The sequence below is a fragment of the Paraburkholderia franconis genome (assembly GCF_009362735.1).
Taxonomy (GTDB): Bacteria; Pseudomonadota; Gammaproteobacteria; order Burkholderiales; family Burkholderiaceae; genus Paraburkholderia; species Paraburkholderia franconis.
Genome location: NZ_WHNP01000014.1, coordinates 39767 through 56888, shown reverse-complemented (window position 1 = coordinate 56888; position 17122 = coordinate 39767). Strand labels below are relative to the sequence as shown.

General features: G+C 66.4%; 19 protein-coding genes. 5 read left to right on the top strand and 14 right to left on the bottom strand.

Features of this window, described 5'->3' with window-relative positions; all coding sequences use genetic code 11:
• Positions 1-25 precede the first annotated feature (25 nt).
• The 13 genes from fliR to fliF form a co-directional block, all read right to left on the bottom strand.
• Positions 26-808, bottom strand: coding sequence for a flagellar biosynthetic protein FliR (gene fliR, locus GCT13_RS17040; protein ID WP_152760062.1), 783 nt, complete (start codon positions 806-808; stop codon positions 26-28).
• 31 nt (positions 809-839) lie between these two features.
• Entirely contained in the window at positions 840-1109 is a 270-nt protein-coding gene (gene fliQ, locus GCT13_RS17035; protein WP_152760060.1) for a flagellar biosynthesis protein FliQ, read from the bottom strand.
• Positions 1110-1128: 19 nt separating this feature from the next.
• Positions 1129-1839, bottom strand: coding sequence for a flagellar type III secretion system pore protein FliP (gene fliP / locus GCT13_RS17030; RefSeq protein WP_152760264.1), 711 nt, complete (start codon positions 1837-1839; stop codon positions 1129-1131).
• A 171-nt stretch (positions 1840-2010) separates the two neighbouring features.
• The gene (fliO, locus tag GCT13_RS17025; RefSeq protein WP_152760058.1) at positions 2011-2637 is read right to left on the bottom strand and encodes a flagellar biosynthetic protein FliO; all 627 of its coding nucleotides are present in this window, start codon (positions 2635-2637) and stop codon (positions 2011-2013) included.
• On the bottom strand, positions 2634-3098 hold the full coding sequence (gene fliN / locus GCT13_RS17020; protein WP_152760056.1) for a flagellar motor switch protein FliN: 465 nt from the start codon (positions 3096-3098) through the stop codon (positions 2634-2636). Before fliN ends, fliO begins: the two co-directional genes overlap by 4 nt.
• Positions 3091-4089: a flagellar motor switch protein FliM gene (gene fliM, locus GCT13_RS17015; protein WP_152760054.1), complete on the bottom strand. Its 999-nt coding sequence runs from the start codon at positions 4087-4089 to the stop codon at positions 3091-3093. Before fliM ends, fliN begins: the two co-directional genes overlap by 8 nt.
• A gap of 71 nt (positions 4090-4160) precedes the next feature.
• The gene (fliL, locus tag GCT13_RS17010) at positions 4161-4664 is read right to left on the bottom strand and encodes a flagellar basal body-associated protein FliL (protein WP_152760051.1); all 504 of its coding nucleotides are present in this window, start codon (positions 4662-4664) and stop codon (positions 4161-4163) included.
• A gap of 415 nt (positions 4665-5079) precedes the next feature.
• Positions 5080-6636 carry a flagellar hook-length control protein FliK gene (locus GCT13_RS17005; protein ID WP_152760049.1) on the bottom strand — a complete coding sequence of 519 codons (1557 nt, stop codon included), beginning with the start codon at positions 6634-6636 and terminating at the stop codon, positions 5080-5082.
• A 68-nt stretch (positions 6637-6704) separates the two neighbouring features.
• Positions 6705-7154, bottom strand: a complete 450-nt coding sequence (fliJ, locus tag GCT13_RS17000; protein WP_152760047.1) for a flagellar export protein FliJ — start codon at positions 7152-7154, stop codon at positions 6705-6707.
• A 9-nt stretch (positions 7155-7163) separates the two neighbouring features.
• Entirely contained in the window at positions 7164-8825 is a 1662-nt protein-coding gene (gene fliI / locus GCT13_RS16995) for a flagellar protein export ATPase FliI (protein WP_152760045.1), read from the bottom strand.
• A complete protein-coding gene (gene fliH / locus GCT13_RS16990; protein WP_407670808.1) occupies positions 8819-9493 on the bottom strand; it encodes a flagellar assembly protein FliH in 675 nt (224 codons plus the stop codon). Before fliH ends, fliI begins: the two co-directional genes overlap by 7 nt.
• Positions 9480-10475: a flagellar motor switch protein FliG gene (gene fliG / locus GCT13_RS16985; RefSeq protein ID WP_152760041.1), complete on the bottom strand. Its 996-nt coding sequence runs from the start codon at positions 10473-10475 to the stop codon at positions 9480-9482. Before fliG ends, fliH begins: the two co-directional genes overlap by 14 nt.
• On the bottom strand, positions 10465-12246 hold the full coding sequence (fliF, locus tag GCT13_RS16980) for a flagellar basal-body MS-ring/collar protein FliF (RefSeq protein WP_152760039.1): 1782 nt from the start codon (positions 12244-12246) through the stop codon (positions 10465-10467). Before fliF ends, fliG begins: the two co-directional genes overlap by 11 nt.
• A gap of 235 nt (positions 12247-12481) precedes the next feature.
• On the opposite strand from fliF, the gene fliE reads away from it, so the two are divergent.
• From fliE to GCT13_RS16955, 5 genes are all read left to right on the top strand, one after another.
• A complete protein-coding gene (gene fliE / locus GCT13_RS16975) occupies positions 12482-12817 on the top strand; it encodes a flagellar hook-basal body complex protein FliE (protein WP_152760037.1) in 336 nt (111 codons plus the stop codon).
• A gap of 235 nt (positions 12818-13052) precedes the next feature.
• Positions 13053-13487: a flagellar export chaperone FliS gene (fliS, locus tag GCT13_RS16970; RefSeq protein ID WP_152760035.1), complete on the top strand. Its 435-nt coding sequence runs from the start codon at positions 13053-13055 to the stop codon at positions 13485-13487.
• On the top strand, positions 13484-13813 hold the full coding sequence (locus tag GCT13_RS16965; RefSeq protein WP_152760033.1) for a flagellar protein FliT: 330 nt from the start codon (positions 13484-13486) through the stop codon (positions 13811-13813). Before fliS ends, GCT13_RS16965 begins: the two co-directional genes overlap by 4 nt.
• Positions 13814-13911: 98 nt before the next feature.
• Entirely contained in the window at positions 13912-15303 is a 1392-nt protein-coding gene (gene fliK / locus GCT13_RS16960) for a flagellar hook-length control protein FliK (RefSeq protein ID WP_152760031.1), read from the top strand.
• Entirely contained in the window at positions 15300-15632 is a 333-nt protein-coding gene (locus tag GCT13_RS16955; RefSeq protein ID WP_152760029.1) for an EscU/YscU/HrcU family type III secretion system export apparatus switch protein, read from the top strand. The genes fliK and GCT13_RS16955 overlap by 4 nt, the downstream gene beginning before the upstream one ends.
• A 31-nt stretch (positions 15633-15663) precedes the next feature.
• Here the strand turns inward: GCT13_RS16955 and GCT13_RS16950 are convergent, their stop codons facing one another.
• Complete coding sequence (locus GCT13_RS16950) at positions 15664-17082, bottom strand: coniferyl aldehyde dehydrogenase (protein WP_152760027.1); 1419 nt, start codon at positions 17080-17082, stop codon at positions 15664-15666.
• Between the last annotated feature and the right edge of the window lie 40 nt (positions 17083-17122).

Sequence of the window (17122 nt, the reverse complement as noted above, 5' to 3'; positions counted from 1 at the left end):
CAGCGTCGCAGACATCAAAAAAAACCTAGTGCATACCCGCCGCCACCCGCCCCATCTGATCGATCCCACTATCGAACAGCCGTGAAAAGAACGGCATCATATTCGGCAGCATCAACTGGATCAGCAGCAACCCGGTAATCACTGTCACCGGCAAGCCCACCTGAAACACGCCGATCTGCGGCGCCGCGCGATTGAGAATACCCAGCGCGAGATTCGTGATCAGCAGCGCCGTCACGACGGGCAGCGACAGCAGCAGCCCCGCGCTGATCACCGTGCTGCCCCAGCCGACGAGCACGCGCCAGCCGTTCGCGCCCAACACATTTGCCGCGACGGGCAGCGACTGAAACGTCTGAATCAGCGCCGACAGCATCTGCAGATGCCCGTCGAGGGCGAGGAACGTCAACAGCGCAATCATGTTCACGAAGCGCGACATCACATCCGTCGAGCCCGCCGCATGCGGATCGAAGAACGTCGCGAAGCCGAGCCCCATGCTCATGCCCATGAAGGCGCCCGCGGCTTCCACCGCCGCGAACACCATCTGCATCGTGAAGCCGAGCGCCGCGCCGATCAGGAACTGGTTGACGATGATCCAGACGCCCTGCGCCGAAAACACCGTCACCTGCGGCATCGCGCCGAGCGTCGGCGCGACGATGATCGTGACGAACGCGGCGAGGCCGATCTTCACGCGAGTCGGCAGCGACTTGTCGCCGAACGCGGGCGCCGTCGCCATCAGCGCGAGAATCCGCACGAACGGCCACAGGAACGCGGTGAGCCAGACGTTCAACTGCTCGTAAGTGACGGAAAACATCGCGCGCCGAAGTAAGGAAAGAAACGAGCGCTCAGTTGGCGAGCGTCGGAATGCTCGTGAACATGTGGCGCATGTAGTCGAGCATCTTCGCGAGCATCCACGGGCCGATCAGCACGAGCGTCACGGCGATCGCGAACAGCTTCGGAATGAACGACAGCGTGGATTCGTTGATCTGCGTCGCGGCCTGGAAAAGACTCACGACGAGACCGACGATCAATCCCACGAAAAGCGGCGGCGCGGCCAGCAGCAGCGCGATGTACATCGCATCGTGCGCGAGTGTGGTGACGCTTTCGGGTGTCATGGCGTCAGCCTCCCGTATGTCAGGTGAAGCTCTGCGCAAGCGAGCCGACGATCAGCTGCCATCCGTCGACCAGCACGAACAGCATCAGCTTGAAGGGCAGCGAAATGGTCGCGGGCGAGATCATCATCATGCCCATCGACATCAGCACGCTCGCCACCACCATGTCGATGATCACGAACGGAATGAACACGGTGAAGCCGATCTGGAAGCCCGTCTTCAACTCGCTCGTCACGAACGACGGCACCAGCAGCGACAGCGGCACGTCTTCCGGGCCTTGCATCGGCGCGGCGTGCGAGATGCGCGCGAAGAGCGCGAGATCGCTTTCGCGGGTCTGCTTCAGCATGAACGCCTTGAACGGCGCGACGCCGCGCTTCACCGCTTCGTCCATCTGGATCGTGCCTTCGGAGAAGGGCTTGTAGCCATCGTTATACGCCTTGTCGAGCACGGGCGACATCACGAACAGCGTCAGAAACAGCGCGAGGCCGACCAGCACCTGGTTGGGCGGCGTCGTCGGCGCGCCGAGCGCCTGGCGCAGCAGCGACAGCACGATGATGATGCGCGTGAAGCTCGTCATCATCAGCACCATCGCGGGCAGGAACGACAGCATCGTGAGCAGCAGCATCGTCTGCACGCTCAGCGAGTAGGTCGTGCCGCCGTTCGGGCCGGGGCTCGTGTTGAACGCGGGCAGGCCCGCCGTCTGTGCAAACGAGAGCGTCGGCAGCGCGAGCATCAGCGCGGGCACGGCGAGTGGCGCAACACGCGACGCCACATGGGCTGCGCGTTTGACGACGCGCGTCGCGATCGAAGCGGGCGCCGAAGAAGAGGCGTGGGAAGATACGCGGGAAAGGGCGTGAAAACCCCGAGCGCAGCCGCGCTGCGCGTCAATTCGGTCGTACTGCATTTACTGTTCTCCGCTCGCGCGTCGCTGGAAACGTCTGCTGGCTTCGTTTTTGAGCGCGTCGCGAAAGCGTTGTCCGAAGGTGCCGCTCAACTGGACGGGACCGCCGCCGATGGTCGAACCTGCCGCGCCCGGCGCAGCGGCCGAACCGGTGAGAGGGATTCCGCCCGTGGCCGAGCCGGCGGGCATCGTGTGCAACAGACGCACATTGCCGGGCGCCGCGCCGAGCACGAGCCACGTGTCGCCGATCTCGACGACGGCCACGCGCTCCTTGCCGCCGAGCGACGTGCCGCCGATCGTCTTCACGATGCCGCCGCGCTGGCCCGGCTGCAGGCCGAAGCGGCGCGCGAGCCACGCGCAGCCGAACACGAGGCCGATCACGACGGCAAGCCCCACGATCGTTTGCAACACGGCGCCGACGCCCAGCGACGGCACCGCCGTTCCCGCGCCGACGCTCGAGGCGATCTTTGCGGCATTGTTGACGGCGTTCATGTCGGCGGCGTGCGCGAAGTTCGACGCGCTTGCGCAGAGCGCAACACCAGCCAGCGCAACGGCCGACATGAAACGGGCGCGGCGCGAAAACGGCATGGCGCTGGCGCGCGACGCGGCCCGGTGTACAGCGTGTTTCATCGATTCAGCTTCCGGATACGCTCGGACGGCGTAATGATGTCGGTCAGGCGAATGCCGAACTTGTCGTTCACGACGACCACTTCGCCCTGCGCGATCAGGCAGCCGTTGACGAGCACATCCATCGGCTCGCCCGCGAGGCCGTCCAGTTCGACGACGGAACCTTGCGCGAGTTGCAGCAGATTGCGGATCGCGATCTTCGTGCGGCCGAGCTCGACGGTCATCTGGACGGGAATGTCCAGGATCATGTCGATGTCGTTGCGCGTCGTGGTCGGCTCGACCTTCGACAGCGGCTGGAACACGCCCGCCGTGCTCGTGCTCACGGGCGGATTGTTGTTCTGCTCGGCGAGCGCGCTCGCCCAGTCGTCGAGGGCAGCGTCGTCGGCGCTGCCGGCCGCCGCCGGATCGTTGATCTTGGATTCTTCCGGCATGTCCATTTCGGGTGTCGAGTTCAGCTCAGTCATATCCCGCTTCCTTCATCGTGTCCGCTGCGCTGATCATCTTCTGGACCCGCAACGCATATTGACCATTGAAAATTCCGTAGCCGCATTCCATCACCGGCACGCCGTCGACTTTCGCGGTGATGTGCTCGGGGACGTTGATGGGCAGCACGTCGCCCGCCTTCATGTTGAGAATTTCCTGGAACGTCACGGGGATCTGCGCGAGATCGGCCGTCAGTTCCACTTCGGCGGCCTGCACCTGCTGCGACAGCACGCGCACCCAGCGGCGGTCCACTTCGAGCGCTTCGCCCTGGATCGGCGACGAGAGCACGTCGCGGATCGGCTCGATCATCGAGTACGGCATGCAGATGTGCAGCGTGCCGCCCGTCGAACCGAATTCGATCGAGAACTGCGTGACGATCACGATCTCGTTCGGGGTGGCAACGTTTGCGAGCTGCGTGTGCATCTCCGAGCGCAAGTATTCGAACTGCAACGGACGCACGCTCCTCCATGCCGTCGTGTAGTGCTCGAACACGAGGCCGAGCAGCTTGCTGATGATGCGCTGCTCGGTCTGCGTGAAGTCGCGGCCTTCGACGCGCGTATGAAAGCGCCCGTCGCCGCCGAACAGGTTGTCGACCACGAAGAACACGAGGTTCGGATCGAACACGAACAGCGACGTGCCGCGCAGCGGCTTCACGTGGACGAGGTTCAGGTTCGTCGGGATCGGCAGGTTGCGCGTGAATTCGCTGTACTTCTGCACCTTCACCTGGCCGACGGAGATTTCCGCCGTGCGCCGCATGAAGTTGAAAATGCCGACGCGCAAGAGCCGCGCGAAGCGGTCGTTGATGATTTCGAGGCCGGGCATCCGGCCACGGACGATGCGTTCCTGCGTCGCAATGTTGTACGGGCGGACGCCGCCGTGCTCGGCCTCGCCGGATTGCGAATCGGATTCGCCCGTAACGCCCTTGAGGAGGGCATCGACCTCCTCCTGGGACATGAACTCTTCGTGGCCCATTCCTATTCCTCGTGCGTCCCTTCGCGATGGATGGCGCGGTTCAAGATCAAGTCAGTTAGCGCGACGCGCCGTTACTGGACGACGAATTCGGTGAACAGCACGTCTTCGACGCGCACCTGCAGGCCATTCGGCTCGGTCGGCTGTTCGACCAGCGTTTCGAGTTCCTTCGCGAGCGCTTTCTTGCCGTCGAGCGTCGCGAGTTCATCGGGACGCCTGGCCGACAGCGCGAGCAGCACGCGGCTGCGGATCTCGGGCATGTGTTCGGTCAGATGCTCCTGAACCCGCTGGTCGGCGAGCTTCAGCGTCAGGCCGATGCGCAGGTAGTGCAGCTGGCCGTCGTCGGATTGCAGGTTCACCGTCATCGATTCGAGCGGGAAGAAGATGGGAGCGGCTGCTATCACGGGTCCTGCCGCCATCGCGGCGGAGGGCGCACGCTTCGACATGAAGAACCAGGTGGCTGCGCCGGCTGCGCCTGCAGCGACCAGCGCGATCAGCAGGATCACCACAATGCGGTTGACGAGGCCCGGGGACGAGGGCTTCGCGTTGGCTGGCTGGTTTGCGGTCGTGGATGCCATGGAATTGATTGCCTCAATGCTGTAGGTGAATTTTCAGGTGTCTGACAGTGCCGCGATGGGTCGAAAAGAAGGGATATTCACGTTTAGCTCGTTTGTTTGCTTCGTTCCGGCCACTTTTGCCGATCCTTCATCGACGCGCGGCGCGGTGCGCCGCATGCCGCGCGTGATGTCCCAGCCGACGACTGCCGTGGCTGCTGCCGTGAGTTCAGAGACGGCTGTGATGCGGGTGCAAGCGCGATGCGTATCGTTGCCTCACCCGTGCATCGACTGGCCGTGCGCTGAAAGCTCCTGTCGCTTTCATCATCGGCATGCGCACGCGGCCTTTGCGCGCGCAACGCATGCCTTCAATCGTTATCAGGGAAGCACGGCGCGGCCGCCGCCCTCACGGCGAGCCGCTTGCGCTGTGCGCGCGGAATCAGGCGAACGTGTCGACGAGTCCGACGGTGCGGCGCACGGGCACGTTCACAGCCGTCGCGTTGTCCGCGACGCCGATGCCCGCGTTGCCACGGCTGCCGCCCCGCCCGCCGCGCGCGCTGCCGCTGCGCTCGTCGCCCTGCTGGCCGGTCTGCCGGGCAAAGCCGTCGCTGACGCTTGCGCTTCCCAATCCGATGCCGCCTTGTTCCATCGCTTCGCGCAGTTTCGGCAGCGCGGCTTCGACCGCGTCGCGCACCTGCTGATGCTGCGAAACGAAGAGGGCATGTGCATGGTTATCGGCAACCTGGAGGACGACCTGTAGCGGCCCGAGGTCGCGCGGGTTCAGCGTGAGTTCCGCCGACTGCTGATGCGCACTGGTGAGGAACACGACTTTCTGGCTGAAGGCGTCTTCCCAGTCGGCTGTGCCGACATGCGGCGCGACGGCGTTCGCCATCGCGGCCGTCGCGGGATTGGAGGCCTGGCTCGCAACTGTCGTTGCCGTCGCCGCTGCCGCCGCTGCCGCCGCTGCTGCCTGGGTCGCGGCGAGCGCGTCGTTCGTGCCGGCCGCGGGCGCAGCGGAAGCGTTCTGCGGCGCGCTCGCGGTCGCCGCCGCAAGCGCTTCGGCGGGACTTTGCGGCGTAGCGGTTCCTGTGGATGCGGCGGCCGTGGCGGCTGCGTTCGACGATGCCGCGTCGCCCTTCGCGCTGTGGAAATCGCCGATCGTCAGGCCCTTTCCAGCGTTCGCGCCGTGGCCGCCGAGCGTTGCGTCGCCCGTAGCAGGCGTGCCCGCCTTCGCGGACGCGGTGTTCATCGCGGGTGCCGCGCCCTGGCCGTTGGCCATCGCAGCAAACGCCGCCTGCAGCGCGTCTTGTGTCGTTTTCGGATCGAGCGATGCGATCTTTTTCGAAGGCGTCTGGATAACGGGCGTCGTCGTGTTGCCCGCGACAGGCGTGGCGGCGGGCGTCGTCGGCCGTGTGTCGCTGCCGGCCGTGGCCGCCGCGTTCGCTGCGTTTGCCGCGCTGCTCGCCTGGGCCTGTGCCTGAACCGCTGCTGCGGCCGCTGCTGCCGCAGCCGCTGTTTCAGCCGTGGCCGCGCTCGTGGTCGGCGCGTCGCCGTTCTGCTTCGACGCGGGGTCGGTCTTGTCCTTGCCGTTCGCGCCGCCCATCGATGACGTCTGCTGCGAGCCGTCGGTCTGGCTCGCGGACTTCGTGCTGTCGGTGCTGTTCGCGCTGTCGGCGGCGCTGGTGTTCTTCGATGCGTCAGCGGGCGGCGGCGCGTCGTGCACGCTGGAATTGTCCGCACCCGTCGCACCGTCCGATGACGATGACGATGACGATGACGATGACGATGACGATGACGATGACGCTGCGCTGGGAGCAGGCGAAGCAGACGGGGACGGCGCCGGCGCGGTAGGCGCCTGATTCTGCGCGTCGATGCTTTGTTGCAGCGTTGTCGAGAAGGGCTGTGCGCTGCCCGCGCTTGCGCCATTCGATGCGCTGCTGCCCGATGTGCCGCTCGTTGCGCCGAGCAGCGAGTTGATCAGTGAAAGAGGCGACATGCTAAATCTCGTTTGGTCGTGTCAGTCCGGTTGCGCGCGATACGGCGCGCGATGCGCGGAAGCGCTCTTCATGCGCCTTCCGCCCGCATCCGGAGAATTCGTGCGCCGTGCTCGTCGGCGTCCCGTTGCTCGCGGCGTGCCGCGACCTTCGCTTCCGCAGCGATGCCGCGCGCCTCGAGCACTTCGTAAGAGCCGAGCTTCTGCTTGCTGCGCTGCCACTCGGGCTTCGCCGCTTCGACACGCGCCGTCGCGGCGGCCAGCAACTGGCGCTGCTGTTCGATTGCCGCATCGAGCGTATCGATGAATGCCTGGAAATTGCGCATGTTGCCGGCGGGCATGCCCGCCTTCGCCGTTTCCGTAAAGCGGCGGTGATATTCGTCGCGGTATTCGATCAGCGAATTCAGCTGCGCTTCGATCTCGTTGCGCTCGCGCTGCACACGGCCGAGCTTGCGCGCGGCGGCATCGACGTCGTCTTGCGCGAGACCGATTAGCGTCTTGATCGGAAAGTGCTTGCTCATTCAGTCCCCTTAACCGAACAGCGAATCGAGGTGCGCGACGCTGGCTTCGAACCCGGCGCTTTCGCGAAAACCTTGTTGCAGGAACGCTTCCATGCGCGGATAGAGCGCGATCGCGCGGTCGAGCACGCCGTCGCGTCCCGCCGAATACGCGCCGACGTTGATCAGATCGCGGTTGCGCTGATAGCGCGACAGCATCTGCTTGAACTGGCGCGTGCGGTCGAGATGCGCGTCGCTGATGAGCGACGTCATCGCGCGGCTGATCGACGCTTCGATGTCGATCGCGGGATAGTGGCCCGCTTCGGCGAGCACGCGCGACAGCACGATATGGCCGTCGAGAATCGCGCGCGCCGAATCGGCGATGGGGTCCTGCTGGTCGTCGCCTTCCGTCAGCACCGTATAGAACGCGGTAATGGAGCCGCCGCCTTCGGGGCCGTTGCCCGTGCGCTCGACGAGCGCGGGCAGCTTCGCGAACACCGACGGCGGATAGCCCTTGGTCGCGGGCGGCTCGCCGATCGCGAGCGCGATTTCACGCTGCGCCATCGCGTAGCGCGTCAGCGAATCCATCAGCAAGAGCACGTGCTTGCCCTGATCGCGGAAATATTCGGCGAGCGACGTCGCGTACGCGGCGCCCTGCATGCGCAAGAGCGGCGACACATCGGCGGGCGCGGCCACGACGACCGAGCGCGCGAGACCGTCCTCGCCGAGAATCTGCTCGATGAACTCCTTCACTTCGCGGCCGCGTTCGCCGATCAGGCCGATCACGATCACTTCCGCGCTCGTGTAGCGCGCCATCGTGCCGAGCAGCACCGACTTGCCGACGCCCGAGCCGGCGAAGAGGCCCATGCGCTGCCCGCGTCCGACGGTGAGTAGCGCATTGATCGCGCGTACGCCGACGTCGAGCACCTTATGGATCGGCTCGCGGTGCAGCGGATTGATGGTCGGCGCGGTGAGCGGCGCGTCGTTGCGCGCGTTGAGCGGGCCGAAGCCGTCGAGCGGCTTGCCCGACGCATCGACCACCCGGCCGAGCAGCTCCCAGCCGACGGGCAGACGCTTCGCGCCCGCCATCGGATCGGCGATGGGCGCGGTTTCGAGCGGATAGACGCGCGCGCCGGGGAGGAGGCCAGCGACCTCCGTCGTCGGCATCAGAAAGAGCTTGTCACCGGAGAAGCCGACCACTTCGGCTTCCGCCATCGTGCGCGTGCTGCCGGGCGGCAGTTCGATCATCACCTCCGAACCGACGGCGAGCCGCAGCCCGACGGCTTCGAGCACGAGACCGGCCGCGCGCGTGAGACGTCCGCATGCGCGCAGCGGCCGCGCGATCTGGTTGCGTTCGCGCAAGCCGTTCAGGCGTGCGCGCCAGGCTTGCAGATGCGGATTGCCGGCGAGCGCGGGATCGGGCGTGCGCTTTGGCGGCGGCGCCGACTCTCGGCTCGCGGGCGCGGCGATGGGATGCGTGGCGGGATGCGGTGTGCTGGCGCCGGCGTCGGCTGCATCGGACGTGATGGCGTCGGCGCCCGCATGGGCCGACGAAATCGCCGATTCCAGTGCCGCGAGCGACGCTTCCATTTGCGCGACGGTGAGCGCCTCGGCGCCGAACGACGCGAGCGCCAATTCGCGCTCGAGCGGCGTGAGGTCGCTCTGCTGAATGTCTTCGATGGTCGGCTTTACCATGTGCTTGCCTTGCCGAGCGCGGCGGCGACGCGCTCCCAGCGCGTGCCGATGCCGGCGTCCACTTCGCCCGTGGTCGAAATCGCGCGGCAGCCGCCGCGTTCGATCGCGGGATCGGTGCGCACGCTCCAGCCGCGCGTCTGCAATTCTTCGAGCAGATACGCTTCGACGACGGGCAGGTCGGCCGGGCTCACGATCAGAGCGGGCGCGCCGATCAGCGCCGGTTCCGTCGCCATCACTTCACGCGCGGCGGCGATGAGCGCCGTCGGATCGTGCTGCACGTGCTGGCGCACCACTTGTTGCGCGATGTCGAGCGCGAGCGCGACGATCGTTTCGGACAGTTCGTGCTGCGCGTTGTCGAGCGCCGCCTTGAACGTCTCCGCGAGCGCGGCGAGCTGCGCGGCTTCCGTGCGCGCTTCCGCCTGACCCTGCTCGAAGCCCTGCGCGCGGCCCTGCTCGTAGCCGGCCTGATAGCCGAGTGCCTGGCCGGCGACATGGCCGGACGCCACGCCTTGCGCGTGCGCGGCGTCGCGCAGGCGTTCCAGCTCGGCTTCGAACGCGCCGTCGTCGACGGGTTCCGGCTCGGGCACCGGGTCGAACGAGGCCATCTCCCAGCGCTGGTAGGCCGGGCGGCTTTCCTCGCGCACGGGATCGTGGTCAGACATACGCATCTTCCGCCTTGCCGCCGATCACGATCGCTCCCGATTCGGCGAGATTGCGCACGACCTGCAGGATCTTGCGCTGTTGCGTTTCCACTTCCGACACGCGGACCGGGCCGCGCGCGTCGAGGTCTTCCGCGAGCAGTTCGGCTGCGCGCTGCGACATGTTCGACAGGAACTTCTGGCGCAGCGCGGGCTGCGCGCCCTTCAGCGAGATGATCAGCGTTTCCGACTCGACTTCCTTCAGCAGCAGCTGGATCGCGCGGTCTTCCAGGTCGAGCAGGTTGTCGAACACGAACATCTGGTCGATGATCTTCTGCGCAAGTTCGGCGTCGTACTGGCGGACGTTGTCGATGACAGACTCTTCGTGGTTGCTCGGCAGGAAGTTGAGAATTTCCGCCGCCGTCCTGATGCCGCCCATCGGGCTGCGCTTCAGGTTGTCGCTGCCCGAGAGCAGGCCCGTCAGCACGTCATCGAGTTCGCGCAGCGCGGCGGGCTGGATGCCGTCGAGCGTCGCGATGCGCAGCAGCACGTCGTTGCGCAGGCGCTCGGTGAAGCAGGAGACGATCTCCGACGCCTGATCGCGGTCCAGATGCACGAGAATCGTCGCGATGATCTGCGGGTGCTCGTTCTTGATCAGCTCGGCGACGGCGCCCGAGTCCATCCACTTGAGCCCTTCGATGCCGCTCGTGTCGCTGCCCTGCAGGATGCGGTCGATGATCGCGCCTGCCTTGTCGTCGCCGAGCGCCTTCGTCAGCACGGAGCGGATGTACTCGCTCGAATCCAGCGACAGGGCGGTGTGCTTGTCGGCTTCCGCGACGAATTCGTGCAGCACCTCGTCGATCTGCTCGCGCGTGATGTTCTTCAGCGACGCCATCGCGACGCCGATCTTCTGGACCTCGCGCGGCCCGAGAAACTTGAATACCTGAGCTGCCTCTTCCTCGCCGATCGACATCAGCAGGAGCGCGCTCTTCAATACGCCTTCAGTGCTCATCGGACACCCAGCTCTTCACGACGGTTGCAACGATCTTCGGATCCTGGCGCGCGATCTGACGCGCGTATTCGAGGTTCCGCTCATATCTGACCTTGTCGCTTTCCAGCGCGACCAGCGTGCCTTCTTCCTCTTCGGCGTCGATCGCGACCGCGCCCGGCAGGCCGTCGAGCACGGGCTCGTCCGGCGACGGCAGCGCGGCGGGCGGCTCGGGCGGCGGGAACGCGCGGCGCAGCGCCGGCTTGACCATCACGAAGTAGAGGAACAGCGCGACGACGCCGATGCCCGCATACGCCGCGATCTGCTTGTACAGCGCGATCATGTCCTTCGTGCGCCACCACGGCAGGTCGGCGTCCGGATCGGGGATCGTCGTGAACGCGCTGTTCACCACGTTGACCGAGTCGCCGCGCGCCTGGTCGAAGCCCATCGCGTCCTTCACCAGCTGCGTGACCTGCGCGAGCTTGTCGGCGGGAACCGGCTGCATCGTCGCGTGACCCTTCGCGTCGACGACGCGCATGTAGTTCACCACCACGGCCACGGACAAGCGCTTGATGCCGCCCGTCGCCTTTTCCGTGTGGCTGACGGTCTTGTCGAGCTCGTAGTTGGTCGTCGAATCCTTGCGGTCGCTGACGGGCGTCGTCGTCACGCCGCTTGCGCCGTTCGCGCTCGCGACGATGGGCGCCGAGGCCGGCTGCGGCGGCTGGTTCGACAGCGCGCCCGGCACGCCCTGCGCGCCGCTTTGTGTCATTTCCGTGGCGGTGCTGGTCTGCTGGCTGCGGATCGCGGCCTGCTGCGAATTCGCGTTCGGGCCGTAGTTTTCGGACGTCTGCTCGCCCTTCGTGAAGTCGATGTCGGCGCTCACCTGCGAATGCGCGTTGCCCGAGCCGAACAGCGGGGCCAGGATCGCGTCGATGCGCTGCTGCGTGTTGTGCTCGATCTGCTGCACGTACTTCAGCTGCGTCGCGTCGAGGCCGCTGCCGTTGGCGGCCGCCTGCGTGAGCAGGCTGCCGTCCTGGTCGATGATCGTCACGTTGCGCACGGGCAGATCGGGCACGGCCGACGCCACCATATGCGTGATCGCCACGACCTGGCCTTCGTCGAGCATGCGGCCCGGATACAGATTGACGAGCACCGACGCCGACGGCGCTTCGCGGTCGCGCACGAACACGGTCGGCTTGGGAATCGCCAGATGGACGCGCGCCGTCTTCACCGTCGAGATCGACTCGATCGTGCGCTGCAGTTCGCCTTCCAGCGCGCGTTGATAGTTCACCTGCTCGGCAAACTGGCTGATGCCGAACTTCTGGTTGTCCATCAGCTCGAAGCCGACCGAGCCGCTCTTGGGGAGGCCCTGCGACGCGAGCCGCAGACGCATTTCATGCACCTGATCGGCGGGCACGAGGATCGCGCCGCCCGCATCGGAAAACTTGTACGGCACGTTCGCCTGCTGGAGCGCGGCAACGATTGCGCCGCCGTCCTGATCGGAGACGTTGCTGTAGAGCACCTTGTAATCCGGCGCGCGCGACCAGAGGATCAGCCCCGCAATGACGGCGACCAGCACCGCCACCGCGAAGATCAGCGGCGCGCGCGGGTTGCCGCGCATCTGCGACAGCGACGCGGGCAGGCCAGGAAAGCGCGTGGGGAAGCCACCGCCGCCCGTGCCGCCGAGGTCGATGCCCGCTGCACCGGCCGTGGCCGCGCCTGCCGTGCCCGGCTGCGCGCCGGCGAGGCCCATGCGGGCGTCGGGGTTGATCAAAGAGTTGGCTGACGAATCCATGCGTCGGGTTTCTCCGGAATGCTTTCGAGTTCTGCCGGCGGCGCCCGGGCTTGCGGCGCGCACCGGCAGAGACTTTCACGCTAGGGATTATCCGCATGGGCTGGCAACCCGATGCTTCGAATAGCGGGGGGTTTCCCCCTTACTTTCGCGGCTTTCGGAAGGGGCCCGCTGCTATGCTTCCTGTCCAATCGGTGCACGGCGCGAATGCTCGCCGCATCCCACTTCTGGAGAGAACATGACGGTGCCTATCAATCCGCTCACGTCGGCGTTGCAGCAGATGCAGTCGATGGCCGCCCAGGCCGCGGGCGGCAGCGCGCCCGCCGCGAACGGTTCCGGCGCGGCCACGGCGGGCGGCTTCGCGTCGGCCCTGAAGGCCTCGATCGACAAGATCAGCAACGACCAGCAGAACGCAGTCGGCGAGGCTCATGCATTTGAGATCGGCGCGCCGAACGTGTCGCTGAACGACGTGATGGTGGACATGCAGAAGGCCAACGTCGGCTTCCAGTTCGGCCTGCAGGTGCGCAACAAGCTCGTGTCGGCCTACAACGAGATCATGCAGATGACCGTCTGAAGCGGCGCTCGCGGCCGGCAGCCACCGTGCTGCCGCGCGACGGCACGCAGGCGCCCCGCCGGGCTGCCTCCCGTTTCTGACACTTCCTTTCGGCGGCCTAAAGCTTTATTCGTACGATCCGATAACCTTGGTACAAGGGCTGACCGGTTGCCGGGTTGCACGCCGATGCAGCGCGTTTCCCGGCAAGCCTGCCGCTGTCGTATCGATCGTCATCTGCAATACAGGAGGAGCGCCGATGTTTTCCCCGGGACACTCTGGAGCCAACGCCTACGCTCGCGTCGGCCTGGAGACAGGAGCGATGGGCGCGAGCCCGCACCGTCTGATCGTGATGCTGTACCAGGGCGCGCGTCAGGCAATCGCGCAGGCCCGCATGCATCTGCAGCAGGGCGACATTCCGGGGCGTGGGCAGGCGATCACCAAGGCGATCAGGATCATCAGCGAGGGATTGCAGCAGGCGCTCAACCTGGAAGCCGGCGGAGAAATCGCGAGTCGTCTGGATGCGCTCTATTCGTACATGACGCGGCGACTGCTCGAGGCGAACATCAAGCAAAGCGAAGCAATGCTCGTCGAGGTCGACGGCTTGCTGGCGACACTCGAGGAAGCCTGGCTCGGAATCGCGCCGGAGATCGCGCGGATGGCGACGCAGTCGTCCGCGGAAAGCATGAGATGAATTCGAACGAAGAATATCTTGCCCGCTACGAGGCAATTGCAGTGATTTCGGTGCAGATGGTGATGGCAGCGCGAAACGCGGCGTGGAACGATCTCGTCCTGTTGCAGGACGACTACCGTCATCTCGTCGACGCGCTGAAGAACGCGGAGACGTCCGTGCGGCTGTCCGAGGACGACCGCGCGCGCAAGTTCGATCTGATCCGCCAGATCCTCGCGAACGACGCAACGGTCCGCGATCTGGCGAACCCGCGCATGGCGAAGCTGCAGGCGCTCTTTGCGCCGGGCCGTCCCGCGATCGTATTGAAGGAACTCTACCAGGCGCGCTGAGCGCTTTTTTCCGGTCCAGTAACACGGTCCAACATGAGCCGCATGGGCGCACGCGCCGCTAGCGGCCGCGCATCGTCAAGACGCGAAAGGAAGCGGGCATGAACGGAATCGACTCGACGGTGGCAACGCTGCTGGCTAGCCGCATCGACAGCCTCCTTTCCGTCGGCGCGCGTGCCGGTGCGACGGCCTCGCAGGCGGACGCGTCGCTCAACGTCAGAACACCTCCTACGTCCGTTGCGGCCACGCCCGCGCCTTTGCCCGCTTCCGCGCAGACGGCATTGTCCGCCGTCGCGCTGACGCTCGACTCCATCACGCGCTCGGGCGGCGAGGCGACGCCCGCGCTCGTCGGGCAGGTGCCCGTGTGGCCCGCCGCGCCCGCTATCGATGTCGCGCCATTGCCGTTGTTCGATGCGGTGACGGGGACATCGGGCGCTTCCGCTGCGGCGAACGCGGCGGGGAATCCGGCGGCATCGCAGGGCGCGAACGGCGCGAACGCGGCGCAGGGATCGAACGCGGCATCGAATGTCGTCGCGGCGCCTGTGCCCGTCGCCGAACTCGCGGCGGCGCTCAGGCGCACCGTCGACGAAAGCGGGCTCTTCTACGAATCGCATCTCGCACAGTGGCTTTCGGGGCAGAGGCCCGTCGAATCGCTCGCCGCCGAGCCGCAGAATCATCTCGCCGACATGGCGTCGCAGTTGCCGCTCGACTGGAGCCACGACGCCGACGATCCGTTGTCGTGGACGCAAGGCCATCTGGCGAGCGGCGCGGGTTCGGGCGCAGCGGCTTCGGCGAATTTCGCTGCGCGCGGCGCGCCCGACGGTCCGCATGCGCAGTCGGCGCGCTTCACGACGTTCGACATGGCGACGCACGACATCATCGACATGACGGACGAGCACGCGGCGCCGCATGCGGCTTCGGCCAACGCGGCGGGCATCGACGACAGCAACGGGCGTCAGCCGCAGTCGATGGCCGCGGCGCTGCATCCCGCGACGATTCCGCTCGTGCGCCAGCAGCTCGATCTGCTCGCGACGGGACAGTTCCGCTGGACGGGCGAGGCATGGCCCGGCGCGCGGCTCGACTGGACGATCGAGCAGGAAGGTGACGAATGGCGGCGCGGCGGCAGCGGCGCTTCTTCCGCCGACGACGAGTATCCGTGGCGTACGCGCCTCACGCTGTCGCTGCCGACGCTCGGCACTGTCGACGCCGAACTCACGCTCACGGGCACGCGGCTCGTCGCGCGCGTGCTCGCGAGCCCGGGCGGCGCGGCGCGTCTGTCGGCGCAGGGCGACGCGTTCCGGCAGCGGCTCGCGCAGGCGGGCATCGAGCTGAGCGGGCTGTCGATCCGTGAGATCGGCGGGAATGCGCTTGCGGGCGGTGCGGCTGCGGCGGCCGCTGCGGCGTCGGCGTATGCGAGGTCGGCGGATGCGCCGGCGGGCAAGCCGCATTCGCACGACGCCGCCGCCGACAACTTCGACTGGGACCTGCAATGAGCCGCACCCATCGCAGGAGCGCGGCGGCGCTGGTCTACGATTCGCACGGTCATGACGAGGCGCCGCGCGTCGTCGCGAAGGGCTACGGGCTCGTCGCCGACATGATCGTGCAGCGCGCGAAGGAAGCGGGCCTGTACGTGCACGAAGCACCGGAGATGGTGTCGCTGCTGATGCAGGTCGATCTCAACTCGCGCATTCCGCCGCCGTTGTATCAGGCCGTTGCGGAGCTGCTGGCGTGGCTGCATCGGCTCGAAAGCGGCGCGGCCGACGACGCGCCGTCCACCGAACTTGTCGTTTCCACGACGCCGCCATCGGAAGCGGCGCGGTAGCCGCCAAAGAACACAGCGGCACGACCGGGCCTCAGTGCCGCATCATCAACGCAAGCAGCGCCCGCACGCGCTTGCCGTATGGCGGCGCGATCAATCCGCGCCCATTGAAGCGTGCCTGCGTGAAAACCGGCTTCATCTTCGAGAACGTGACGAAGCCCTCATATCCGTGATACGCGCCCATGCCGCTCGCGCCGACGCCGCCGAACGGCAGGCTCTCGCAAGCGAGGTGCATCAGCGTCTCGTTGACGGACATGCCGCCCGCGATCGTCTCGTGCGTGACGCGCGTAATCGTGGCCTTGTCCTCTTCGTACAGGTACAGCGACAGCGGACGCGGCCGCGCGTTGACATAGCGAATCGCATCGTCGATCGAATCGTACGGAACGACGGGCAGCAGCGGCCCGAAAATCTCTTCCTTCATCAGCGTGGACGCATCGGGTGCCTGAGTCACGACGACGAGCGGAAAGCGGCGCGCGTTGGCATCGGGCGTCGAATCGGTGAGCGCGTGCAGTTGCGCGCCCTGTTCGCGCGCTTCGTCGGCGAGACGTTGCAGCCGCGCGAAATGGCGCGGCGAAATGATCGACGTGTAATCGCAGTTGCGCGCGAAGTCCGGATACAGGCGCGCCATGCGCACGCGCGCCCGTTCGATGAACGCCTGTTCCTTGCCGCGCGGCACGAGCACGTAGTCCGGCGCGATGCAGGTCTGCCCGGCGTTGAGCGTCTTGCCCGCAACGATGCTGTCGACGGCATAGGCGAAGCGCGCGTTCGGCCCGACGATCGCAGGCGACTTGCCGCCGAGTTCCAGCGTCACGGGCGTCAGATGCCCGGCGGCGGCGCGCATCACATCATGACCGACCTTCGTCGAGCCGGTGAACAGCAGATGATCGAACGGCTGCGCGCTGAACGCGGCGGCAAGCTTTGCATCGCCATTGACCACGGCGATGTGATCGCGCGCGAAGGTCTGCGCGATCAGCTGTTCGAAGAGCATCGACGTGCGCGGCGTCAGCTCCGACATCTTGACGATCGCGCGATTGCCCGCCGTGAGCGCGCTGATCAGCGGACCGGCTGCAAGCAGCACCGGATAGTTCCAGGGCACGATGATCCCCACCACGCCGAGCGGCTGCGGCACGATCTTCGCGCGCGCGGGCAACAGCCATTTGTTCGTCGCCCGCCGCTGCGCTGTCATCCAGCGTTTGCCGTTACGCAGCGCGCCGTCGATCTCCTCTTTCACGAGCAGAAACTCGGCCAGCAGGATTTCTTCTTTCGCGCGATTGCCGAAGTCGGCATTCATTGCGTCCGCGAGTGCATCGCGATTGTCGAGCAGCACATCGCGCAACGCCTTCAGATGCGCGGCACGCTGATCCCACGACGGATACGGTGCGCGCAGATACGCGGCCCGTTGTTCGCGCAACAGACCTTCGAGTGCTGCGATTTCCGGCAGGTCGTTTTTCATCGTTCCTCTCTGTGTTGTTCTTCGTCTCGCGCGTCGTGCC